Below are 23,328 nucleotides of genomic sequence, written 5' to 3'. Positions count from 1 at the left end.
TGGTGAGAGCACCACGCGTGGGCCGGGGGAGGTGAACGGGGAATGCCGAGTTCGCTGATCATCGTTGCGCTGGTCGTCGCATGGCTGGTCGTCCTCGTCCCCATGATGGCCCGCAAGCGCCAGGAGAGTGCGCGCAGCGTGGGGGAGGAGTACGACGCCATGCCCGACGCCGAGTACGACGACATCCACGACATCGACGACGACTACTTCGACGAGGAGGAGTACGTCGAACGCCCGTTCCGGCGCGGCCGTGGTGGCTACGACCCGGAGAGCGCCGCGCTGGTGGCGCAGGCGAAGTACGCGTTCCGCCGCAGGGTGGTGGCGTTCCTGCTGGTCGCCGCCGTCGCGACGGGAATCGCGGCCGGCGTGTTCTACACGAAGCTCTGGTACGGCCACGGCGCCCTAGACCTCGTGCTCGTGGGCTACCTCACCTACCTGCGCCGGCAGGTGCGGATCGAGGAGGAGATCCGCGCGCGCCGGCTCGCCCGCCTGCAGCAGGTGCGCCGCCGCCGCGCGACGGGCCCGCAACAGCAGCAGGAGCCCCCGGCCGCCGTCGCCGAGCCCGCGCAGGTCGCCGAGGAGGCCGAGACCACCCAGGTCGAGGTCGTCGAGGACAGGCCCGCGCTGCCTCCGTTGCCGCGCTACGAACACCACGTGCGTCCGGGCACCATTCCGGTCGACTCCGACGACGAGGACCCGGTCTTCGTCGAGTTGGACGGACTGGAGTCGCTGCGGTACCGAGGTGCTGTCGGGGCTTAGGAGGGGGTGGTGAAACATCCCCTTTCGGCACTGCTATAGTTCTCGCGTAACACCGCAAGGGGCTGTAGCACAGTTGGTAGCGCGTCTCGTTCGCATCGAGAAGGTCAGGGGTTCGATTCCCCTCAGCTCCACTCGTTCCTCGGGCCGAGAAGTATCTGCAGAAAGCGCAGATCTTCTCGGCCCGAGGTGTTTTCTGGGGGCCGAGCCCCCAGACCCCAGCCGGGGCTCCGCCCCGGACCCCAGCCGGCTCGCCTTCGGCATCGCGGCCTTCCCCAGAATTTTCCTGCTGTGTAGTGAGGTCCACGGTTCTCGGGGGGTTGCCCGGTGGGCCGGGTTTGCGTGCTGTGGCGTCCGCTTCACGTGACAAGAGAGCCGGTGGTCGTCGCGACCACCGGCTCTCTTGTCGTCTGTCCTCTGTAGACCGCTGATGGGCCGTCCGAGTGACGCAGGTAACACCGTGCTGGGGGCTCCGCGATGTGACTGCCAGGACCGCACTCGTGCACTGGCGACAACTGTCGAAGAACTCCCGTACCGCCGTACTCGTTGGTGCGGTCGCGTTTCTGCCGATGATCGTCGCTGGGGTGCGGGCAGCAACCCTCGCCTGTTGCGGCCTCTTCGTTCGCGACCACAACGACGACGACCACCACCACGGCGCCTCCGTCGGTGACTGTGGAGTCCGTTGTGGACGGTCGTACGGTGACCCTGTCGAACGGCACCAAGCTGGTGCTGGCGGGACTCGCCCAGCCCGGTGAGTGCTGGGCGGCGTCAGCGGTCGAGTTCGCGACGAAGACATTGGTGGGCAAGCCGGTCAGGGCTGTGGGATCGCAACTGTTGCTCGCCGACGGCGTGGACTACGCGGTTCTCGCGGCGAGCAAGGGTGTTGCCCGGGCGGTGGCGGGGGCGGACACCGTGATCACACAGGCGGAGGCGGTCGCCAAGCAGACGGGGCTCGGGTTCTGGGGTCCGTCGTGCGGTGGGCTCGACGTGAAGCCCGCGCCGCCGGTCGCGCCGCAGCCCGTTGTGCCGCAGCCCGTTGTGCCGCAACCTCAGCCGGCGCCCGCACCCGAACCGCCGGCATCCGCGTACTACGCGAACTGCGCGGCGGCCAAGGCGGCTGGTGCGGCACCGCTCTACGCCGGACAGCCCGGTTATCGTGCGGCGCTTGACCGCGACAAGGACGGCGTCGCGTGCGAATGAGACGCGAGAGGCCAGGTGCAGGCTGACCGACGGCCGCACCGTTCCCCGGCTTTCCGGCGTGCACTTCCTCGTCCTGACCTGCGCGTCGGACGAACTGGAACGACGGATCCGCGCTCGCGCCGGTGCGGACTCCGCCATCCGCAACATCGCCAAGCACCTGACCATCAACGTCGCGCTCGCCCGAGCGGAAGTCCCGCCGCCGCACAGTTCGACGGTCGTCGACACCACCGGGCTCGGCCACGCGGGCACGATCTCGGCAGCCCGCCACTGGGTTCGGGGCCGTTCGTGACGATCACACTCTCGCGGGGTGACAGGCGCACGGTTAGCCTTTCGCCATCCCGCAGGCAATTCGAGAGGCGCCGAACCCAATGAGCGAGTCGTTGCCCGACAGAGTCACCGTCATCCCGCCGGAGGCGCTGGCGCAGATGAAGTCGTTCCCGTTGCACGGTGACGAACGGCTGCAGAACAAGCTCCTGTGGAAGTCCCCCGACGGCGACACGATCGTCGGCCTGATCCAGATGGCGCCGGGCGCGCGCGATGGCGGGCACAACCACCCGTCGGCGACGCAGCACACGTGGGTCATCGACGGCACGGTGAGTATTGGGGGCGTTGAGGCGTCGGCGGGCTCGTACGCGTTCGTGCCGCCGGGTGTCGACCACGAGACCGTCGCGGGCGATGCGCCGGTCACGATGTTCTACATCTACCAGCCGTTCGCGGCCGAGCATGACCACGACCACGGCGACCACTGAGCTGGGTCTCGGAAGGAGACATCGCGCTCACCCATCTATGGGGTGAAGTTCGGTGAGCAACGCGGCGTCGGCAAATAGTTTTCTCCCATGAGATCTGTGGTCGCCGCGTTATTACTCGTGGCCGTCACCTCCAGCGGTGCAGCGGCGTCGACCGAGGCCCCTGCCGCCAGGTGCGCGGCCGCCCGTCCTGTCGTCTCCGGCACGGAGACAGCTGTCGAAGCACGCGTTCTCACCGGCTGCACGGCCGGTGAGCTCGTCGTCTTCCGGGCCGCCCTCGTCACCCGCGCCCACGGCACCTCCTGCACCGCGGTCTCGTCCGAAGTCGAAGCGGACCCCGCCGCCGTGCCGCAATGGGTCCGTGCCCGCCTGGAGCTGGCCTGCGCGCCCGGTGAGAAGGGCCGGCTCGGCTCCCAGATCACCGTCGAGATGTACGGCGACCAGGACGCCCGCGTCGCCACCTACGGCTCCGGTGACTCCTTCGAGGAGAAGGACCCGGCAGCGCGGCACCTGTGGACCGTCGAGTTCGTGGCGGGCCTCGGCGACCTTCCGGCCGCCCCCGATCCGGCTGTGCAGGTGTCCAGCGGATCGGCTGGGCAGGGCAGCTCGCGGACCTGGTCCGACCACGTCGTGCACGCCGGCTGAGACGCACCGCGTCGATCAAAAGGGCGGAGTTCCCGCCCTTCGTCCCGCGCTCGGACCGCCGTCGCCCCGTGCTGCCTTTCGTAACGAATCGCGCAACCGTGGTGACACCACGTCAACAGAGCCGCCCGCCGCGACGTCCTAGGAGCAACGGTCCAGCGCGTGGTGAGACGGAGGTACAACGCGGTGATCAAGGAAAGGGTTGCTGTGGCATCAACCGCAGACCAATCACGCACCGTAGGCTGACAGGGCGCCTAGGCTGGGGGTGATCTCGGAAGGGGTGGTGTACGTCGTGGGGCTCGCGGAGGCCTTGCTCACGTGGCTGCACGGCTTCGTCGGCGCGAGTGTCTGCCCCGGTGACTGGGTGTGGACCACCACGGCGCTCGGCGCGGTGCTCGGGTTGTTCCCCACGATCGGGGCGCTGCTGTCCATCGCGGTGCGCCGGGTCGTCGGCAACACCTACGGTCCGGCGACGGGCGCGATCTTCACCGTGCTCGGCGTCGCCAGCTGCCTCGTGCTGCCGTGGCTGGTCATGCGCGGCACGGTCCAGGGGCTGTCCAGGCGCACCATCACCGGGTCCCTGTCGCTGGACGGAGCCACCTGCTTCGGGACGTTCACGCAGGGCAGCTACCTGGTGGACGGCGCGCCGTCGATCATCGGCGTGGCGCGCCAGCCGTTGGGCGACATCCTGTTCCTGATCGCCGCCTGCGTCACCGTCGTGCTGGCGCTGCTGTGCCTGCTGTTCGTGATGCTGCAGTCGGGCTCGGCGTTCCGGCTCGGGCCGAACTGGCCGCGCCGGGTGTTCTGGCCGATGTTCCTGGTACTGCTCGTGACGACGTCGGCGTTCCCCGTGACGCTGGTCGGCCATGTACTCCTCGGGTTTCTGCCGATTGCGGTAATCGGGTCACTCGTCGTGCGAATTTTCGGGTTGACTACCGCCATGCTGAACCGCCCCGGCCGCGACCGGTCCGCCGACCGGAACTCGCAGAACTCGCCGCCACCGCAGCCGGTGGCGCGCACGCCCCAGCCCGAGTTGCCGCAGAACCCGCAGAAGAAGGCGCCGACCAAGCCGATCACGGCCGCCCAGCACCAGCTGCCCCAGGGTTCGTCCCAGCATTCACCCCACAACCCGCCGCCGTACCAGCCGGCGCAGGCGCCGAAGTACCAGCCGGCGCCGATGAACCGGCCGATGCGCCCGGTGACCCATCCGCAGCCGCAGAACCACCCCCAGAACCAGCCGCCGCCGAAGCAGTACCCGCCGACCCGCGTCGCCGAGGTGCTGCCGCAGCCGGCACCCCCGCAGCCGTCCAACCCGGCGGTGCTCGCGGACACGCCGGGCCCGCTGCCGTTCGGACCGGGTGCGGCGAACGCCGACGCCCCCGCGCCGGTGCAGAAGTCGGGCAAGGTCTGGAACCCCGGCAACGGCAGGTTCCGCCGCGTCCGCCAGCTCGGCTCCGGCGGCTTCGGCACGGTCTGGCTGGCCGTCGACGAGCAGCTCGACCGCACCGTCGCAGTGAAGCTCGCGCACGCCCCGGACAACGAGACCGAGGCGCGCATGCTGCGTGAGGCCCGCGCGCTGGCCGCGGTCCGGCACCCGAACTGCGTGCGGGTGTTCGACATCGTGCAGGACCCGGACGGCCTGGCCCTGGTGATGGAGTTCATCGAGGGCGCGTCGCTGTCCGAGACGGTGCTGAAGAACGGCCTGATCGACGACAAGCTCGCCGCCCGCCTGTGGCTGAACATGGCGGACGCGCTGGCCGCGGCCCACGACCGCGGCGTCCTGCACCGCGACGTGAAGCCGTCCAACGTGATCGTCGACACCCAGGGCACCGCGCACCTGATCGACTTCGGCATCGCCCGCTCCAAGGGCGACAGCACCCTCACCGCCACCGGCATGATGGTCGGCACCCCGGACTTCCTCGCCCCGGAAACGGCCCGCGGCGAAGCGGCGTCCCCGGCGTCCGACTCCTGGCAGCTGGCGGCGACGGTGTCCTACGCCCTGACCGGCCACCCGCCGCGCGGCTCCCGCGAGAACCCGATCTCCTCGCTGATGGCCGCCGCCCAGGGCGAACCGATCACCAAGCTGCCGCAGAACAGCGCGCACGCCCGGCTGCTGCTCGCGGCGATGGACCCGGAACCGGGCCGCCGCCCGACGCTGGCGCAGGTGCGGGGACAGCTCGCGCAGTTCCTCGACCAGCAGGGGATGAGCAAGGAGGGCCCGGTCACCAAGATGATCAGCAAGCCGACGCCCCCGCCGACGAGGCACATGCCGATGTAGGCGATCCGGGTGAACGTCGAACCGGTCCGTAACGGTGGTTCACCGTTCAACGACCTAAGCCGTGGTTCACCCGAGAAAGCCAAGGCATCTCACGGGATGCCCAGCGAAGAGTAGTGGGGCGGTTTCCGCCGATCGCCTCACCACTCACCTTCGCGAAACCGGCCGCAACCGCTTGCGCAGCAGCACGAACACCCCCGCCGCACCCACGACCACCAGCCCGACGACCCACACGGGCGACGGCTCTCCCGAAGGCTCGTCCGGAGCAACGGCGGCGGCCGGCGCCGGAGGCGCGGACACCCGAGGCGCGCCCAGCGGCGGTGCGATCTCCCGCCACGGCGACGGGCCCTCCACGGTGTGCTGCACCATCTGCGGGTCGACCGGCTTCACCAGCAACGTTCCCGGCACGGTCAGCGTGCCGAGCGGGTGGTCCTGGAACATCCCCTGCACGGCGAACACCTCGTAGGTGCCGGCAGGCAGCGCGAACGTCACGGCGTAGTGCGCCGGCTCAGCGAGCGGCACGCCGGTGAACTCCCGCGAGTCCGGCCCGGACTGGAAGCGCAGCCCGGTCCGGCCGAGGTCGCCGGAGAACGGATGGGTGCCGTGTTGCAGCACCCAGTAGCCGACGGTGTGCGTGACGGAGGGCTGGATCGACGGCACCGGGTCCACGTACGTGACCGCCCAGCCGCCCGCGACCGCGGAAGGTGCGCTGATCAGCAGGAACGCGCACATCAACAGAAAAATCCTCATGGCGCGACTACACCGGGAACCGATGTGGGGTTCCCGGTGTAGGAAGGGCATCACGGACGAAGCGGTGGCACGGGCGATCGCAGGTGACCAGGCGGCCTACGGCGAGCTGGTCGCCCGGTACACCGCGCTCGCGCACCGGACGGCCTACCTGCTCGGGGCGGGTGCGGACGCCGGCGACGTGGTGCAGGAGGCGTTCGTGAAGGCGTACCGGAAGCTCGGCACCTTCAGGAAGGACGCCGACTTCCGGCCGTGGCTGCTCAAGATCGTGGCCAACGAGACCAAGAACCTGCACCGCGGCAGACGGCGGCGCAACCTGATGGAGCTCAGGGTCGCCACCATGACGGAGACCGTCGACTACGACGACCCCGGTTCGTCGGTGGACGACTCCCGCGCGAAGCTGCTGCGGGCGCTGCGGAACCTGCCAGAGCACGACCGGCAGGTCGTCACGTGCCGGTACCTGCTGGACCTGAGCGAGGCCGAGACCGCGCAGACCCTGAACCTGGCCAAGGGAACCGTGAAGTCACGGCTGTCCCGCGCGCTCGCGAAGCTGCGCCCGATGCTGGAGGAGGTGGCCCGTGAGAGATGACGACGTCGAGGCCGCCCTCCGCGACCTCGGCCAGCGGATCCGCGTGCCGGAGCCGCCCGACCTGAGCGCGAGCGTGCTCACGCGGATCAACGCCCCGCGCAGGCGAAACCGGTGGCTGGTGGCACTCACGGCCGCCATCACCGCCTTCGCGATCGCCTTCGCGGTGTCACCGGCGGTGCGGGCGGGCGTGCAGAACCTGCTGGAGTTCGCCGGCGTCGAGTTCCGCACCGAACCACCGGGGAGCATCGCGCCCCCGCTGCCCAGCCAGGAGGTGTCGCTCGACGAGGCGAAGGCCCGGATGCCGTTCGAGATCCACCTCCCGCGGCAGCTCGGCAGGCCGGACAAGATCACCGTCCACGAAGGACGGTTCGTCACGCTGCACTACGGCGACCTCAGGCTCGACCAGTTCGACGGCACGATCTCCTCGACGATCGGCAAGCTCGTCCACGGCGAGGGCATCGAGCAGATCGGCGACCGGATCTGGATCCCGTACCCGCACCCGTTCTTCTACATCGACCGCGACGGCGAGTGGCACCACGAGGAACCGCGAGGTGCCGCGCAAACCCTGATCTGGCAACGAGGTCAGGTGACCCTGCGGCTCGAGGGCGAGCTGACGAGGGAACGGGCGCTGGAGATCAGCGAGAGCTGAGCGCCTTCTCGACCATCGGCGTCAGCGTGCGGCTGTACTCGCTGTTGACGTGGTCGCCGTCGTAGTAGACGGCCACGTTCCCGATCACGCCGTAGCAGAGTTTCTGGTCGCAGAAGTAGTCGGTCAGGTCGATCAACGACACCCGAGGGTTGCGTGTCGACTTCACGACCTCGCCCAGCGGGTCGGGCGGCTGGGCCCGGTCGCGGGGGATCGCGCACGCCTGCGGGTTCGACCGGTTCAGCAGCACGCAGCTGGTCGAGCGCACGTCCCGGTTGTAGGGCGGGTCCGCGAACACGAACACGCGCGTGCCGTTCTCGGTCCACTTCTGCCACCACGGCTCGATGCCCGAACGGTACTGCTCGGTCTGGCTGCGGCCGCTGCCGTCGTCGACGAACTCCTGGCGCGAGAAGAACGACATCAGCACCATCGACGGCTTGTCGTTGGCGATCACGGGGTTCATCTGCTCGGTCCAGTCGCGGCAGCGCAGGATGTCACGCGGGCCCGCCGGGCTGCGGTAGCCGGTGAACTCGACGTCCGCGAACGGGCAGCCGCCCAGGATGCCGATCTTGAGCAGCCACTTCTCCTTGCGCGCCACCTCGAAGACCGGGGGCTGCCACTGCTCGGCGTGCGAGTCGCCGAGCAGCCAGACGGTCTGGGTCGGCTCGCCGTCGCCGCTGAAGTCGCACACCTTGACCGTGGCCTTGTCGTCGACCTTGAAGTAGTCGGTCTCCCGGCACTCCGGCGCGAGCCGCCAGTACTCGTTCGCCGGGCCCATCTCCGGGACGCGGGCCGGGCCGAACGGGTCGGGGCAGCCGTTCGAGCCGATCATGGCGCCGGCGCCGTGGCAGTCGCTGCCCTTGCCCGCCTGCACGTTCTGCTCGGCCAGCGCGACCTGCTGGTAGTAGAGGGACTGCAGGCCGCCGGCGAGCACCTCGACGACCAGCACGCCGGCGAGCAGGGCCGCGAACGTCATCCTCGTGCTGCGCACCAACGGGGCGAACGTCCGCGCGCGGTCCTCCACGAGCACCTTCGTCAGCCACGCCAGCGCGAACGACAGCGCCAGCAGCCACAGCAGCCACGACGTCGTGAGCTCACCCTTGTCCAACGCGCCGGTCAGCGCGAACGGCGCGAGGATGACGATCGGCCAGTGCCACAGGTACAGCGAATAGCTGATGTTGCCGACGAACTGCACGGGCGGCGACGCCGTCACGAGGGTGTGCCACTGCTTGCCGGGACGCAGGCCGGAGATGATCACCAGCGCGGTGCCGGCCGTGGGCACCAGCGCGGGGACGCTGGGGAACGGTGTCGTGTGGTCGTAGAGGAACGCCGACACGAGGATCATCGCGAAGCCCACGCCGGACGCCACCTCGGCGGCGACGCGGGGCAGCACCAGCTTGGCGGCGAGCAGCGCCACCATGGCTCCCAGCGCGAACTCCCATACCCTGGCCAGGGTGTTGAAGTACGCCTCGTTGGGGGAGAGGGTCGTGTAGACGACGCTGAAGACCAGCGAGATCACGCCGAGCCCCGCGACGCCGGGCACGAGCCAGCGCCGGTTGCCGCCCAGCGCGACCAGGCCGACCAGCAGCAGCGGCCAGAGCAGGTAGAACTGCTCCTCGACCGACAGCGACCAGTAGTGCTGGACCACGCTCGCGGCCTCGTTCGCCGCGGAGTAGTTCACCGACTTCGCGGCGAGCAGCCAGTTCTCCCAGTAGAACGCGGACGCGAAGGTCTCCCACGCCGTCGCCGTCCACCGCGGGTACGGCAGCAGCACGCCCGCGACGAGCACCGTCACGGCCAGCACGAGCAACGCCGCGGGCATCAGCCGCCGGACGCGCCGCGCGTAGAACGTGGCGAACCCGATCCTGCCGGTCCTGGCGATCTCGCGGCCGAGGTGCGAGGTGATCAGGTAGCCGGAGATGACGAAGAAGACGTCGACACCGACGTAACCGCCGGTCATCGCGTTCGGCCAGAAGTGGTTCACCACGACGGCGAGCACCGCGACCGCGCGCAGAGCCTGGACGTCCGTGCGGAAACCGGGGGATCTGGGGGTCCGGTTGTTCGCGCTGAACAGTCGTTTCGCCTGCGCGACGCGTGACTGGACGATAGTGCTCATGCCTCGGTCGATCCCCCCGTCAGGACAAGAGGATCGTAACTCAGCGTGCCCCGCCGAAAGGCCCAATGTGGTGAAGCACGAACTACCGCCAGCTGGGCAGCCAGAGCTGCTGCTGCCACATCTCCGGTGTGATCGGGTTGCCGTTCAGGATCGGCCAGAGCCACACGAAGTTCGCCACCACGATGCCCACGTACAGCGCCACGACCAGCAGTCCGGTGCCCCGGCGCTCGGAACCGGCGGTCCTGCGCCCGAGGATCTCGCCCAGCGCCAGCACGATCAGCAGCACCAGGAACGGCGCCATCGGCGTGACGTAGAAGAAGTACATCTGGCGGTCGAGGTTGAGGAACCACGGCAGCAGGCCCGCCGCGTAGCCGACCAGGACGCCGGCGTAGCGCCAGTCCATCCGGCCGATGGTGCGGAAGATCGCCCAGCCGATGACCGGGAACGCGAGCCACCACATCGCGGGCGTGCCGATGAGCATGATCGCGCCGAGGCACGACGCCGCGCCGCAGCCCGTGACGGAGTTGTCGTAGTAGTAGAGCATCGGACGCAGGCCCATCGGCCACGTCCACGGCTTCGACTCCCACGGGTGCCGGTTGGTGTCCGAGGTGACCAGCTCGACGTGGAACTTGTAGACGTTCTTCGCGTTGTACCAGAGCGACTGCAGGACGTCCGGGATGTACGCGATGTCCTTGACCTTGCCCCCGACGACGTGCCGGTCGATGCCGGTCTCGCTGGCCATCCACGGGAACCACGTCGCGACGTAGACGAGCACCGGGATCGCGACGAGGCCGCCCAGCGACGGCAGCACGTCCTTCGCGAGCGCGCCCAGCCACGGCTCCTCGACGCCCGCGGCCCGCCGCGCCAGCGCGCTCCAGATGACCGTCAGCAGACCGAACGCCGCGATGTACCAGACGCCCGACCACTTGATGCCGCACGCCATGCCGAGCATCACGCCCGCACCGGCACGCCACCAGCGGAAGCCGATCCACGGGCCGAACGCCGAGTTGTTGATGAACCCCTCGCGCACGGCCACGGCGAGTCGTGCCCGCATCTGTTCGCGGTCGACGACCAGGCAGCCGAACGCGGCCACGACGAACAGCGCCAGGAAGATGTCGAGCATGCCCATCCGCGACTGGACGTGCGAGACGCCGTCCGCGATGAGCAGCACGCCGGCCAGCGCCCCGAGCAGGTCCGAGCGGGTCAGGCGGCGCGCGATCCGGACGATCAGCAGGATCGTGATCGCGCCCGCGAGCGCCGAGGCGAACCGCCAGCCGAGGCCGTCGTAGCCGAAGAGCTCCTGGCCGATCGCCATCAGCTGCTTCGCGAGCGGCGGGTGGACGATCAGCTCGTAGCCCGGGTTGTCCTCGTAGCCGCCGTTGCGCAGCACCTGTGCCGTCTGCGGCACGTAGTGCTTCTCGTCGAAGATCGGCGTGCCCTTGTCCGTCGGATAACCGACGTTCCAGAACCGCACGACGGCGCCGATCAGCGTCACGACGATCGTGACGAGCCAGCCGCGCATGCGGTCTCCGGACGGCGGCGGGTCGAGTGCCGCCGCACGATCCGTGCGCGGCTCCTCGACGACGACGGGCGCCTCTCCTGGCTGCACGAGGACTGTCACGCCGCCGATCGTAGGGTGAAGCTTGTGAGTCCTGTATCCGGTTCAGGCCGTCTTGTTCTGGCGGCCACCCCTCTCGGCGACATCCGCGACGCTTCGGCGCGCCTGGTCGAGGCACTCGAGACCGCCGACGTGATCGCCGCCGAGGACACCCGCAGGCTGCACAGCCTCGCGGCCGCGTTGCAGGTCAAGCCGTCCGGGCGGGTGATCAGCTTCTACGACCAGAACGAGGTGGGGAGGCTGCCCGGCCTGCTCGAGGCGCTGCGGAACGGCGAGACCGTGCTGCTCGTGACGGACGCCGGGATGCCGAGCGTGTCCGACCCCGGCTACCGGCTCGTCGTCGCGTGCGTCGAGCAGGACCTCAAGGTCACCTGCCTGCCGGGGCCGTCCGCCGTGACGACCGCGCTCGCCCTGTCGGGGCTGCCGAGCGACAGGTTCGCGTTCGACGGCTTCCCGCCGCGCAAGTCCGGTGAGCGCAAGCGCTGGTTCGCCCCGTTGGCCACCGAGCAGCGCACGGTCGTCTTCTTCGAGGCACCTCACCGGCTCGCCGCGACGCTGCAGGACGCCGTCGAGGTCCTCGGACCCGACCGCCGTGCCGCCGTGTGCCGCGAACTGACGAAGAAGTACGAAGAGGTCGTGCGCGGCACTCTCGGTGAACTCGCCGAGTGGGCCGTGGAGGGCGCACGCGGCGAGATCACCGTGGTGCTCGGTCCCGCTCCCGCCGAGGAGAAGCCGGACCTCGACACGCTCGTCGCCGAGGTGAGGCAGCGCGTCGCGGACGGGGAGCGGATGAAGTCGGCCGCCGCCGAGGTCGCGGAGGCGGCCGGGATCAGCAAGAAGACCCTCTACGACGCCGCGATCAAGTCAAGCTGACCGCGAGACCACCTCACCGCCGGACGGGCTGGGCACGCGGCGGACCGGTGAAAACCCCCTGGCACCGCCTCCGTAGGCTGTTGCCATGAGTGCCTCCGTACTGACCGCGGTGGCCTGGCCTTACGCCAACGGCCCCAGGCACATCGGTCACGTCTCCGGTTTCGGTGTCCCGTCCGACGTCTTCTCCCGCTACATGCGAATGTCCGGACACCGGGTGCTCATGGTCAGCGGCACGGACGAGCACGGCACACCCATCCAGGTGCAGGCCGAGAAGGAAGGGCTCACGGCTCGTGAGCTCGCCGACAAGTACAACCGTGTGATCGCTTCCGACCTCCAGGGCCTCGGCCTGTCCTACGACCTCTTCACCCGCACCACCACCGGCAACCACTACCAGGTGGTGCAGGACCTGTTCTCCGCGCTGTGGAAGAACGGCTACGTCGTCCCCAAGGTCGAGATGGGCGCGATCAGCCCGTCGACCGGCAGGACGCTGCCCGACCGCTTCATCGAGGGCACCTGCCCGATCTGCGGGTACGACGGCGCGCGCGGTGACCAGTGCGACAACTGCGGCAACCAGCTCGACCCGATCGACCTGAAGAACCCGCGTTCGCGGATCAACGGGGAGACGCCGAAGTTCGTCGAGACCGAGCACCTGTTCCTGGACCTGCCGTCGTTCATCGAGTCGCTCGGCAGCTGGATGGGCGCGCGCACGGAGTGGCGTCCGAACGTGCTCAAGTTCTCGCAGAACCTGATCAAGGACCTGCGGCCGCGCGCCATCACCCGCGACCTCGACTGGGGTGTGCCCATCCCGCTCGACGGGTGGAGCGACCAGCCGATGAAGCGGTTCTACGTGTGGTTCGACGCGGTCATCGGCTACCTGAGCGCGTCCGTGGAGTGGGCCCGTCGTTCCGGCGACGACGACGCCTGGAAGGAGTTCTGGACCGGTGACGCCCAGGGCTACTACTTCATGGGCAAGGACAACATCGTCTTCCACTCGCTGATCTGGCCGTCGCTGCTGCTGGGCCAGAACGGCGCGGGCGACAAGGGTGGCGAGCCCGGCCGGTTCGGCACGCTGAACCTGCCGACCGAGGTCGTGTCGTCGGAGTACCTGACGATGAGCGGCTCGAAGTTCTCCACCTCGCGCGGCACCGTGATCTACGTCGGCGACTTCCTCGAGGAGTTCGGGCCGGACGCGCTGCGGTACTTCATCTCCGTCGCGGGTCCGGAGAACCAGGACACCGACTTCACCTGGGAGGAGTTCGTCCGCCGGACGAACTTCGAGCTGGCGAACGAGTGGGGCAACCTGGTCAACCGCTCGATCTCGATGGCGCACAAGAACGTCGGCTCGATCCCGAAGGCCACGGCGCTGACTCCCGCCGACCACGAGCTGCTCGCGCAGTCCAAGGCGGCGTTCGACACGGTCGGCGCGCACCTGCGCCGCTCGCGGTTCAAGCAGGCCGCCGGCGAGGCCATGCGCGTGATCTCCGCGGCGAACAAGTACCTGTCCGACCAGGAGCCGTGGAAGCTCAAGGACGACCCGGAGCGCCGCGACTCGGTGCTGCACACCGCGTTGCAGGTCGTGCAGGACGCGAACACGCTGATGACGCCGTTCCTGCCGCACTCGGCGCAGAAGGTGCACGAGGCGTTGGGTGGCACGGGCGTGTGGGCCGCACAGCCGCAGATGAACGAGGTCACCGACCTGGATGTGCCTGACCGCTCGTACCCGGTGCTGACCGGTGACTACGCGGACGAGCAGGCTCGCTGGGAGTCGACGCCGCTCGAGGTGGGCCGGCCGCTGCAGAAGCCGTCGCCGCTGTTCGCGAAGCTCGACGCGGAGCTCGGCGACGTCGGCCCGGAGTGGGCCCCGATCGTCAAGTGACGGACAAGCGCGAACGACCGCCGGTGCCGGAAGCCCTTCCGGCACCGGTGATCGACGCCCACACCCATCTCGACGCGTGTGGTGCCGCCGACGCCGCCGGCGTGGCGGTCCTGCTGGACCGGGCGAACGCCGCCGGTGTCTCGCACGTGATCACCGTGGCGGACGACCTGGCCGCCGCGCGGTGGGCCGCCGAAGCGTCCACTTGGGACTCCCGGGTCTACGCGGCGGTCGCCGTGCACCCGACGCGCACCGCTTCGTTCGGTGACGCGGAGAAGGCCGAACTGGAACGGCTCGCCGCCTTCGACCGCGTCGTCGCGATCGGCGAGACCGGTCTCGACTACTACTGGGACTACTCCCCGCCGGCCGCCCAGCACGAGGCTTTCCGTTGGCACATCGACCTTTCCAAGCGCGTCGGGAAGCCGTTGATGATCCACGACAGGGACGCCCACGAGGACATCCTGAAGGTGCTGGACGCGGAGGGCGCTCCGTCCACTGTGGTCTTCCACTGCTTCTCGGGCGACGCGGACTTCGCCCGGCGGTGCGTCGACGCGGGGTACGTGCTGTCGTTCGCGGGCCCGGTGACGTTCCGGAACGCCCGCGCGCTGCGGGAGGCGGCCCAACTGGTGCCGCAGGACCAGCTCCTGGTCGAGACGGACGCGCCGTTCCTGACACCGCACCCATATCGTGGACGTCCAAACGAACCCTATTGTGTGAATTACACAGTCCGGGATCTGGCCACGCTCCGTGGCGAAGATCTTTCTGAACTCTGCTCCGCCGTCACCCGTACTGCTCATCGAGTGTTCGGGTTTGACTACTGAGATGCGACTTAGAGCGAACGGAGCAAGGGGTTCCTACCCCCATGGGGTGACTGAAGTCACAACATCGGCAGGGGTGTTTGCGCAACGTGCGTGACCCCGTTACTGTCCCGTGACCGTGCCACCTGAGCCGACCTTGTCGGTTCGGAGCACGCCCGCAGTCGGGGCGGGACCGAAGCCAGAAGCGCGAAGAAGCGAGACCACGTAGGAGGAGTTGCCGGGAACCTTCGAGCTCCAACTCGAATGATCTTGTCAACGCCAACTGTGCGGTGGCCTCGAGCTTCCGCAATGGAGGTATCGACCCAGTGTCTGGAAGCGACAGAACTGCCGCTCCGTACGACTTCAACGAGGACACCGACTGGTTCACGCCGGTCGGGGGCACCGCCGTTGGAGTCGCTGATCCCCACCCGAGCTTCCCCGCCGGTGCGCTGACCATCACGCCCGCGGACGTGCTCGAGGTCCTCGGCCCGGACGCCGACGACCTGCTCGCCACGGCGAACGTCGACGTCGACGAGCTGATCCGGCTCATCAACGCCGAGACGACGATCATGCCGCCCCTCGTCCTCCCGTCGGAGGAAGAGGAGAAGGAGGACCCGCAGCTCCTCGTCACGGCCGTCTCGTCCTGGAAGCGCCGCTTCCTCAAGGGCGCGGTCGCCGCGGTGCTCGTGTCGATCTCCGGCGGCGGCGTGACCGCGATGGCGATGGACAAGTCCCTCACCGTCGAGGTGGACGGCGCGCTGCAGACCGTCCACTCCTACGAGGGCACGGTCGGCGAGGTACTGGCGGAGGAAGGCATCGTCGTCGGTGAGCACGACGCCCTGTCGCCCTCGCTGAACGCCCCGATCTCCGACGGCGGGAAGATCAGCCTCGACCGCGGCCGCCTGCTCAAGATGAGCGTCGACGGCCAGGCCCGCGAGGACTGGGTCCGCTCCGTCACCGTCGAGGAGGCCGCCAAGCAGTTCGGCGTTCCCCTCGAAGGCGCGTGGATGTCCGCGCCCGGCTCGCAGGACGTGCCCCTGGAGGGCATGAACGTCGAGGTCAAGACGCGCAAGAACATCAAGCTCTTCGACGGCGCGAACCCGGTCCGCGAGGTCCAGACGACCGCCGTCACCGTCGACGAGCTCCTCAAGACCGAGAACCTCACCCTCGGCCCGGAGGACGCCGTCAGCTCCGGTACCGATGTGAAGCTCGCCACCGGCGCCGAGGTCTACATCTCCCGCACGGGCGTCACGGTCATCAACGTGAACGAGCCCGTCGCGCCGCCGGTCGAGAAGACCAACGACCCGAACATGAACGTGGGTCAGCAGACCGTCACCGACCCCGGCGCGCCGGGCGAGCAGACGGTGACCTACCGCGTGACGGTGAAGAACGGCAAGGAGATCAGCCGCGAGAAGATCGGCGGCAAGGTCACCAAGGAGCCGAAGCCCAAGAAGGTCACCGTCGGCACCAAGCCCCTCCCCGACAGCGCGGTGTGGGACAGCCTCGCCAAGTGCGAGGCAGGCGGCAACTGGGCCATCAACACCGGCAACGGCTACTACGGCGGCCTGCAGTTCTCGGCCAGCACCTGGGCCTCGAACGGCGGCACCGTGTACGCGCAGCTGCCGCACCAGGCCACGCGTGAGCAGCAGATCGCCATCGCGACCAAGCTCCGCGACCGCTCGGGCGGCACGTACTCGGCGTGGCCGGGCTGCCGCGCCAAGCTCGGCCTGCCGTAGACCCGCGCTTTCTCCGTCCCCCGGCTGAGGCCGCCCTGGTTCGCCATGGGCGGCCTCAGCCGTTGCAGGACGAGCCTGCGAGAATGCCCGGGTGAGCCTGCTGGGACCTGCCGAAGTTCGCCGTCTAGCCGCAGAGCTGGACATCCGCCCGACCAAGAAGCTGGGCCAGAACTTCGTGCACGACCCGAACACGGTCCGCAAGATCGTCGCCGCGGCCGGGCTCACCCCTGCGGACGTCGTCCTGGAGGTGGGCCCCGGCCTGGGCTCGCTGACCCTCGCCCTGCTGCCGAACGCGAGCCAGGTGGTGGCGGTGGAGATCGACCCGCCGCTGGCCCACCGCCTGCCGCAGACCGTCCGCGAGATGGACCCGGAGAACGCGGACAGGCTCCACGTGGTCCTCAAGGACGCCATGAAAGTCACCCAAGAGGACCTGCCGGCACAACCCACCGCGATCGTCGCGAACCTCCCGTACAACGTCGCGGTCCCGGTCGTGCTGCACCTGTTGGCGGAGCTGCCGTCCCTCCAGAAGGGCCTGGTCATGGTCCAGGCGGAGGTCGCCGACCGCATGGCCGCGAAGCCCGGCAACAAGATCTACGGCGTCCCCAGCGTGAAGCTGGCGTGGTACGCGGAAGCACGGAAGGCCGGCGCGGTCGGCAAGAACGTGTTCTGGCCGGCACCCAACGTCGACTCGGGTCTGGTTGCCTTCCAGCGCCACGAAAAGCCGTTGTCCACAGTGGATCGCAAGAAGCTCTTCGCCATCGTCGACGCCGCGTTCGCGCAGCGCCGCAAGACCCTCAGGGCGGCGCTCAAGGGCTGGGCCGGCAACGCGCACGACATCGACGAACTGCTGCGGAAGGCGGGCATCGATCCGCAGCAGCGGGGCGAGCAGTTGAGCGTGATCGACTTCATCCGGATCGCCGAGGTCTGAACCGGGGATCCTTCGGCCAACAGTGTGATCTGTCGAACGAATCGGATTCTGGCTTGCGCAACCGAACGTCCGTCCGGTTGACTGCTAGTTGCCATCCGGAGCGACTGAGAGACCTGGCTCTACGACGTCGCAGCAACCACCCGCTGGATGCGGGCAGGTGCTAACGCCAGGACCGATGGAGGAGCACCATGGGTACCTCGCGAATGCTGACGCGCCGTCGAGTCGTCGACCAGTGCCGTCGCACCGCTTCTGCATGTCGTCGCCACCTCGTCTAAGGCGCCTTCTCAAAGTCCTTTGACGCGCACTCAGCCAACGAGTGGCGCACACACCTGAGCAGCAACTTCGACCGCGCACCGCCCACGAGGCGGGTGTGCCGTCACGCGCAGCCGTGGAGCAGAAGTGATCACTGTCGAAAACCTCACCAAGTCCTTCCAGGGTGTCAGCGCCCTCAACGGCGTGACCCTCGACGTCGAGGCGGGCACCGTGCTCGGCGTGGTCGGCCCGAGCGGGGCCGGCAAGTCGACGCTCGCCCGTTGCGTCGCGCTGCTGGAGCGTCCCGACTCCGGGGCGATCCGCGTCGACGGCACCGACATCACCAGCCTCGACGGGGCGGCCCTGCGGGCTGCTCGTCGCCAGATCGGCGTTGTGCCGCAGGGGGACTCGCTCCTTCGCCAGCGCACGGCCGCCGGGAACATCGCGCTGCCGCTCGAAAGCGCGGGCGTGCCCGGACCGCAGCGCCGCACCCGTGTGGGCGAGCTGCTCGACCTCGTCGGCCTGACCGACAAGGCCGCCGCCTACCCCGACCAGCTGTCGGGCGGGCAGCGCCAGCGCATCGCCGTGGCGCGTGCCCTCGCCGCCAACCCCAGCGTCCTGCTCGCCGACGAGCCCACCAGCGCGCTCGACCCGGAAACCACCGGTTCCGTGCTGGCCGTGCTCGACCGTGCGCGCGCTGAGCTGGGTGTGACCGTTCTCGTCGTCACGCACGACATGGGCGTGGTCCGCAAGATCTGCGATGACGTCGCCGTGCTGGAGCAGGGCCGCGTCGTGGAGCACGGCAAGGTCCTCGACCTGGTCAACGACGTCGCGAGCCGCACGAGCAGTGCGCTGCTGCCCGCCGTCGACCTGAACCCGATCAACGAGAGCAGCTACGACCGCGTCGCGGACGTCGTGCTCGTCGGGTTCGCCGCGGTCGGCGCGCTGCTGCCCGAGGCCGCGCACCGGTTCGGCGTCGAGCTGAACATCGTCGGCGGTGGCCTCACGCGACTGGGCGAGACGCCGGTCGCGCGGTTCCGCCTCGGCCTGAACGGCGAGCGCTCCGACTCCGCTCTCGAGTGGATCGGCGAGGCCGGCGGTGCGGTGCAAAGGTCCCTGAAGGGGCCACAGGGAGTAGCTGCGTGAGGTCTGCAACACCCTGGTCCGACGTTCTCACCTATCTCGTCGAAGCCACCGGCGAAACGCTGTACATGGTCGGCGTTTCCACCGTCATCGCCACCGTTCTCGGAGTTCCCGTAGGTGTCTGGCTGCAGCTCACCGCCAAGGGCGGGCTGCGGCCGAACGCCGCGGTGCACAGGATCCTGAGCTTCGTCACCGACCTGGGCCGCTCGATGCCGTTCATCGTGCTGCTCGTCGCGCTCACGTCCGTCACCCGCCTGATCGTGGGCGGCTCCATCGGCAGCACGGCGGTCATCGTGCCGCTGGCCGTGGGCGCCATCCCGTTCGTCGGGCGGCTCGTGCAGAACATCCTGTCCGAGGTGCACGTGACCGTGGTCGAGGCCGCGATCACCACCGGCGCCTCGACGTTGCGGATCGTGCGCAGCGTGCTGATCCGCGAGTCGTTGCCCGCGCTGATCAACGCCATCGGCGTCACCGTGATCGCCCTGATCGGGTACTCGGCGATGGCGGGCGTGATCGGTGGCGGTGGCCTCGGTGACCTCGCGATCCGCGAGGGTTACCAGCGCTTCAACGACCGGATCCTGTGGAGCACCGTGGCGTGGCTCGCCGTGCTCACGACCGTGATCCAGCTCGGTTTCACCCGTGCCGCCCGAGCGTCCGACCGGCGCCGGCACGCCTCCGTCTGACCCATCAGATTTCTCAAAAGGAACGTCATGCGTATTAAGGCTGCCCTGATCGCGGTCGCTTTGACTGCTTTGTCCGCTTGCTCGTCGGGTGCCGACGCGTCCGACACGCTGAAGGTCGGTGTCTCGCCGGTCCCGCACGCCCAGATCCTCAAGTACGTGGCCGACAACCTGGCCGCGCAGAAGGGCCTGAAGATCGAGGTCGTCGAGTTCACCGACTACGTGCAGCCGAACACGGCGCTGGTGGACGGCTCGCTCGACGCCAACTACTTCCAGACCGTGCCGTACCTGAAGACGTTCACCACCGAGTCCGGTGCCCCGGTCGAGTGGATCCAGCCGGTCCACGTCGAGCCGCTGGGCCTGTACTCGAAGAAGGTCAAGAAGCTCGACGAGCTGCCGAGCGGTGCCAAGGTCGCCGTGGCCAACGACGCCACGAACGAGGCCCGCGGCCTCAAGCTGCTGGAGGCGAACGGCCTGATCAAGCTGAAGGCCGTCGACCAGCCGACCGTGCGCGACATCGCGGAGAACCCCAAGAACCTGCAGTTCGTGCCGCTGGAGGCCGCCCAGCTGCCGCGCTCGCTGGACGACACCGACGCGTCGGTGATCAACGGCAACTACGCCATCGACGCGGGCCTCAAGCCGGCCACCGACTCGCTCGCGCTGGAGAAGGCGGAGGGCAACCCGAACGCCAACGGCCTGGTCACCCGGACCGAGCTCAAGGACGACAAGCGCGTCCGCGACCTGGCGGAGCTGCTCGCGTCGCAGCAGGTCAAGGACTACATCAAGCAGACCTTCGACGGTTCGGTCATCCCGGTCTGACACCGCCGGTGACCGGGGGAGAAGTCCGGAACCCGAGAACGCCCGTAGGCTGACATGGTGCTCGCAGTCGTTCCTCCCCCGGTCACAGTTCGCGTCCCGGCCAAGGTCAACCTGCACCTGGCAGTGGGTGACGTACGCCCGGACGGCTACCACGACCTGGTGACGATCTTCCAGGCCCTTTCGCTGGTCGACGAGGTCACGGTCGCGGTCGCCGACGAGCCAGGCGTCGAGGTGCACGGCGAGGGCGCCGACCAGGTGCCCACCGGGGCGTCGAACCTCGCCTGGCGCGCGGTGCAGCTGCTGGCCGCGCACGTCGGCAAGGACGCGGACGACCCGAAGGTCCGCGTCGTCATCCGCAAGGCCATCCCGGTCGCGGGCGGCATGGCGGGCGGCAGCGCGGACGCGGCGGCGGCGCTGGTCGGCCTGTCGTCGTTGTGGCGGCTCGACATCAGCCGCGACGAGCTGGCCGAACTGGCCGGGAAGCTCGGCGCGGACGTCCCCTTCGCCCTGTACGGCGCCACCGCGCTCGGCACCGGCCGCGGCGAGCGGATCGTGCCGGTGCTGGGACGCCACCAGTTCCACTGGGTGCTGGCGTTCGACCGCCGCGGACTGTCCACTCCGGACGTCTTCGACGAGCTGGACCGCCTGCGCGCGGAGGGTGACCCGCCGCGCGTCGGCCCGGTCGAGGCGGTGCTGGAGGGCCTGTCGTCCGGCGACCCGCGGCAGCTGGCCCTGCTGCTGGGCAACGACCTGCAGGCCGCCGCGGTGTCCCTGCGGCCGAACCTCCGCCGCACGCTCCGTGCCGGCGTCGACGCGGGCGCGCTGGCCGGCATCGTGTCCGGTTCCGGGCCCACGACGGCGTTCCTGTGCGAGGACGGCGACATGGCCGTCCGCGTGGCCGCCGAGCTGGCCGGTGCCGGTGTGTGCCGGACGGTTCGCGTCGCCCACGGCCCGGTCCCCGGCGCGCGCGTGATCACGACTGAAGAGCCGAAGCCCACCCCTCCCGAGGTCCACGCCTGACAGCCGTGTCCGGGCGCTCGCGCTGCCCGAGGCTGGTGAGCAGGGGCTTTGGTCCCGGTGGGTAGCCTTCATCGGGCAGTTTCTTACTAGTCGTGAGGTTTTGATGGCCAACCTGGTCAACCTGGAGTCCGTGTCGAAGTCGTTCGGCGTCCGGCCGCTGCTCGACGGCGTGTCGCTCGGCGTCAACGAGGGCGACCGCATCGGTGTCGTCGGCCTGAACGGCGGCGGCAAGACGACGCTGCTCGAGGTGCTGGCCGGGGTGGAGCCCGCCGACGACGGCCGGGTCTCGCGGTCGCGCGACCTGCGGATGGCGGTCGTGACGCAGCGAACCGAGCTGCCGGAGGGCTCGACGGTGCGCAACGCGGTGATCGACCCGCTCGGGTTCGACGCCGAGCACGAGTGGGCCGCCGACGCCCGCGTCCGGTCCATTTTGGACGGACTCGGGATCACGGCGCTGGGCCTCGACTCCGTGGTCTCCACGATGTCCGGTGGGGAACGGCGCCGGGTCGCGCTCGCGGCCGCGCTGATCCAGGACCTCGAGCTGCTCGTGCTGGACGAGCCGACGAACCACCTCGACGTCGAGGGCGTGCGGTGGCTCGCGGAACACCTGCTGGCCCGCAAGTGCGCGCTCGTCGTCGTCACCCACGACCGGTGGTTCCTCGACACGGTCTGCAACCGCACGTGGGAGGTGGTGCAGGGCAAGGTCGAGCAGTACGAGGGCGGCTACGCCGACTGGATCTATGCCCGCGCCGAGCGGACCCGGCTGGCGGACGTGCTGGAGGAGAAGCGGCAGAACCTGGCGCGCAAGGAACTCGCGTGGCTGCGCCGCGGCGCGCCCGCGCGGACGTCGAAGCCGCGCTACCGCATCGAGGCCGCCGAGGCGCTGATCGCGGACGTGCCGCCGTTGCGGGACAACGTGGAGCTGCTCGCGTTCGCCAAGAAGCGCCTGGGCCGCACCGTGATCGAGCTCGAGGACGCCACACTGTCCATTCCGGACCGAGTCCTGGTGCGCGACCTGACGTGGCGCCTCGGTCCCGGTGAGCGGATCGGTCTGGTCGGCGTCAACGGGTCGGGCAAGACGACGCTGCTGAAGCTGCTGGCCGGCGAGCGCGAGGCCGAGTCGGGCAAGCGGATCCAGGGTGCGACGGTGAAGATCGCGCACCTCTCGCAGGAGCTGCTCGACCTCGACGGGTCGATGCGCGTGCTGGAGGCGATCGAGGAGGTCGCGCGCCGCGTCGTGCTCGGCAAGTACGAGATGTCGGCCTCTCAGCTGGGCGAGCGGTTCGGGTTCTCGTCGCAGAAGCAGTGGACGCCCGTGTCGGACCTGTCCGGTGGCGAGCGGCGGCGGCTGCAGCTGTGCCGGCTGCTGATGGCCGAGCCGAACGTGCTCCTGCTCGACGAGCCGACGAACGACCTGGACATCGACACGTTGCAGCAGCTGGAAGACCTGCTCGACTCGTGGGCCGGCACGCTCGTCGTGATCTCGCACGACCGCTACCTCGTCGAGCGCGTCTGCGACAAGGTCGTGGCGCTGTTCGGTGACGGCAAGCTGACGGACCTGCCCGGCGGCATCGAGGAGTACCTGAAGCGGCGGGACTCGTTGCGCGACAGGGAGTCCGCTGCCCCCGCGGTGGAGAAGGCGCCCTCCAACGCCGCCGACCAGCGCGCCGCCCGCAAGGAGCTGGCACGACTGGAGCGGCGCCTCGAAGTGCTGCACAAGAAGGAAGCCGAGCTGCACGCCGCGCTCGCCGAGGCCGCGACCGATCCCGACCGGCTGCTGAAGCTCGACGCCGAGCTCCGCGCCGTGCTGGCGGAGGAGTCCGACGTCGAGGCGGCCTGGATGGCCGCGGCCGAGGTCGTAGAGGGCTGAGG

The 23,328-nt window shown here is 69.4% G+C and carries 21 protein-coding genes, 1 tRNA gene and 1 riboswitch; of the genes, 19 read left to right on the top strand and 3 right to left on the bottom strand.

Features of this window, described 5'->3' with window-relative positions:
• Nucleotides 1-42: 42 nt before the first annotated feature.
• From sepX to ACRSBM_RS36795, 7 genes are all read left to right on the top strand, one after another.
• Nucleotides 43-759, top strand: a complete 717-nt coding sequence (gene sepX, locus ACRSBM_RS36825) for a divisome protein SepX/GlpR (RefSeq protein ID WP_434450952.1) — start codon at nt 43-45, stop codon at nt 757-759.
• A gap of 58 nt (nt 760-817) precedes the next feature.
• Nucleotides 818-890: transfer RNA gene (locus tag ACRSBM_RS36820), tRNA-Ala, on the top strand.
• 550 nt (nt 891-1,440) lie between these two features.
• Entirely contained in the window at nt 1,441-1,956 is a 516-nt protein-coding gene (locus ACRSBM_RS36815; protein ID WP_434450950.1) for an excalibur calcium-binding domain-containing protein, read from the top strand.
• On the top strand, nt 1,922-2,245 hold the full coding sequence (locus ACRSBM_RS36810; protein WP_434450949.1) for a hypothetical protein: 324 nt from the start codon (nt 1,922-1,924) through the stop codon (nt 2,243-2,245). The genes ACRSBM_RS36815 and ACRSBM_RS36810 overlap by 35 nt, the downstream gene beginning before the upstream one ends.
• A gap of 91 nt (nt 2,246-2,336) precedes the next feature.
• Nucleotides 2,337-2,705 carry a cupin domain-containing protein gene (locus ACRSBM_RS36805; protein WP_434450948.1) on the top strand — a complete coding sequence of 123 codons (369 nt, stop codon included), beginning with the start codon at nt 2,337-2,339 and terminating at the stop codon, nt 2,703-2,705.
• An 87-nt stretch (nt 2,706-2,792) separates the two neighbouring features.
• Complete coding sequence (locus ACRSBM_RS36800) at nt 2,793-3,347, top strand: hypothetical protein (protein ID WP_434450946.1); 555 nt, start codon at nt 2,793-2,795, stop codon at nt 3,345-3,347.
• Nucleotides 3,348-3,636: 289 nt separating this feature from the next.
• Nucleotides 3,637-5,622 carry a protein kinase domain-containing protein gene (locus ACRSBM_RS36795; protein ID WP_434450944.1) on the top strand — a complete coding sequence of 662 codons (1,986 nt, stop codon included), beginning with the start codon at nt 3,637-3,639 and terminating at the stop codon, nt 5,620-5,622.
• 144 nt (nt 5,623-5,766) lie between these two features.
• Here ACRSBM_RS36795 and ACRSBM_RS36790 read toward each other — a convergent pair whose 3' ends face one another.
• A complete protein-coding gene (locus ACRSBM_RS36790) occupies nt 5,767-6,369 on the bottom strand; it encodes a hypothetical protein (protein ID WP_434450942.1) in 603 nt (200 codons plus the stop codon).
• A 64-nt stretch (nt 6,370-6,433) separates the two neighbouring features.
• Between ACRSBM_RS36790 and ACRSBM_RS36785 the strand changes: the two genes are divergently transcribed.
• Together ACRSBM_RS36785 and ACRSBM_RS36780 are read left to right on the top strand one after the other, a co-directional pair.
• Nucleotides 6,434-6,955, top strand: coding sequence for an RNA polymerase sigma factor (locus tag ACRSBM_RS36785; RefSeq protein WP_434450940.1), 522 nt, complete (start codon nt 6,434-6,436; stop codon nt 6,953-6,955).
• Entirely contained in the window at nt 6,945-7,604 is a 660-nt protein-coding gene (locus tag ACRSBM_RS36780) for a hypothetical protein (RefSeq protein ID WP_434450938.1), read from the top strand. The genes ACRSBM_RS36785 and ACRSBM_RS36780 overlap by 11 nt, the downstream gene beginning before the upstream one ends.
• Here the strand turns inward: ACRSBM_RS36780 and ACRSBM_RS36775 are convergent.
• Nucleotides 7,591-9,717, bottom strand: coding sequence for an acyltransferase family protein (locus ACRSBM_RS36775; RefSeq protein ID WP_434450936.1), 2,127 nt, complete (start codon nt 9,715-9,717; stop codon nt 7,591-7,593). The genes ACRSBM_RS36780 and ACRSBM_RS36775 overlap by 14 nt on opposite strands.
• 82 nt (nt 9,718-9,799) lie before the next feature.
• Nucleotides 9,800-11,338: a dolichyl-phosphate-mannose--protein mannosyltransferase gene (locus ACRSBM_RS36770; protein WP_434450934.1), complete on the bottom strand. Its 1,539-nt coding sequence runs from the start codon at nt 11,336-11,338 to the stop codon at nt 9,800-9,802.
• Between the two features lie 24 nt (nt 11,339-11,362).
• Here ACRSBM_RS36770 and rsmI point away from each other — a divergent pair, with 24 nt between their 5' ends.
• From rsmI to ACRSBM_RS36720, 10 genes are all read left to right on the top strand, one after another.
• On the top strand, nt 11,363-12,208 hold the full coding sequence (gene rsmI, locus ACRSBM_RS36765) for a 16S rRNA (cytidine(1402)-2'-O)-methyltransferase (protein ID WP_434450932.1): 846 nt from the start codon (nt 11,363-11,365) through the stop codon (nt 12,206-12,208).
• Nucleotides 12,209-12,293: 85 nt separating this feature from the next.
• A complete protein-coding gene (metG, locus tag ACRSBM_RS36760; protein ID WP_434450931.1) occupies nt 12,294-14,084 on the top strand; it encodes a methionine--tRNA ligase in 1,791 nt (596 codons plus the stop codon).
• Complete coding sequence (locus ACRSBM_RS36755; RefSeq protein ID WP_434450929.1) at nt 14,081-14,902, top strand: TatD family hydrolase; 822 nt, start codon at nt 14,081-14,083, stop codon at nt 14,900-14,902. Before metG ends, ACRSBM_RS36755 begins: the two co-directional genes overlap by 4 nt.
• Nucleotides 14,903-15,204: 302 nt before the next feature.
• Nucleotides 15,205-16,614 carry a transglycosylase family protein gene (locus tag ACRSBM_RS36750; RefSeq protein ID WP_434450928.1) on the top strand — a complete coding sequence of 470 codons (1,410 nt, stop codon included), beginning with the start codon at nt 15,205-15,207 and terminating at the stop codon, nt 16,612-16,614.
• A gap of 97 nt (nt 16,615-16,711) precedes the next feature.
• Nucleotides 16,712-17,542, top strand: a complete 831-nt coding sequence (gene rsmA / locus ACRSBM_RS36745) for a 16S rRNA (adenine(1518)-N(6)/adenine(1519)-N(6))-dimethyltransferase RsmA (protein ID WP_434453377.1) — start codon at nt 16,712-16,714, stop codon at nt 17,540-17,542.
• Between the two features lie 88 nt (nt 17,543-17,630).
• Nucleotides 17,631-17,724: riboswitch (SAM riboswitch) on the top strand.
• A gap of 217 nt (nt 17,725-17,941) precedes the next feature.
• Entirely contained in the window at nt 17,942-18,940 is a 999-nt protein-coding gene (locus ACRSBM_RS36740; protein WP_434450926.1) for a methionine ABC transporter ATP-binding protein, read from the top strand.
• Nucleotides 18,937-19,620, top strand: coding sequence for a methionine ABC transporter permease (locus tag ACRSBM_RS36735; protein ID WP_434450924.1), 684 nt, complete (start codon nt 18,937-18,939; stop codon nt 19,618-19,620). The genes ACRSBM_RS36740 and ACRSBM_RS36735 overlap by 4 nt, the downstream gene beginning before the upstream one ends.
• Nucleotides 19,621-19,647: 27 nt before the next feature.
• The gene (locus ACRSBM_RS36730; RefSeq protein WP_434450923.1) at nt 19,648-20,436 is read left to right on the top strand and encodes a MetQ/NlpA family ABC transporter substrate-binding protein; all 789 of its coding nucleotides are present in this window, start codon (nt 19,648-19,650) and stop codon (nt 20,434-20,436) included.
• Nucleotides 20,437-20,493: 57 nt separating this feature from the next.
• The gene (locus ACRSBM_RS36725; RefSeq protein ID WP_434450921.1) at nt 20,494-21,456 is read left to right on the top strand and encodes a 4-(cytidine 5'-diphospho)-2-C-methyl-D-erythritol kinase; all 963 of its coding nucleotides are present in this window, start codon (nt 20,494-20,496) and stop codon (nt 21,454-21,456) included.
• 103 nt (nt 21,457-21,559) lie between these two features.
• Complete coding sequence (locus tag ACRSBM_RS36720; RefSeq protein ID WP_434450919.1) at nt 21,560-23,326, top strand: ABC-F family ATP-binding cassette domain-containing protein; 1,767 nt, start codon at nt 21,560-21,562, stop codon at nt 23,324-23,326.
• The last annotated feature ends 2 nt before the right edge of the window (nt 23,327-23,328 follow it).

Origin of the sequence: Lentzea xerophila (genome assembly GCF_051094245.1) — a bacterium.
GTDB classification, from domain to species: Bacteria; Actinomycetota; Actinomycetes; order Mycobacteriales; family Pseudonocardiaceae; genus Lentzea; species Lentzea xerophila.
This window is presented reverse-complemented; position numbering and strand designations above follow the sequence as displayed.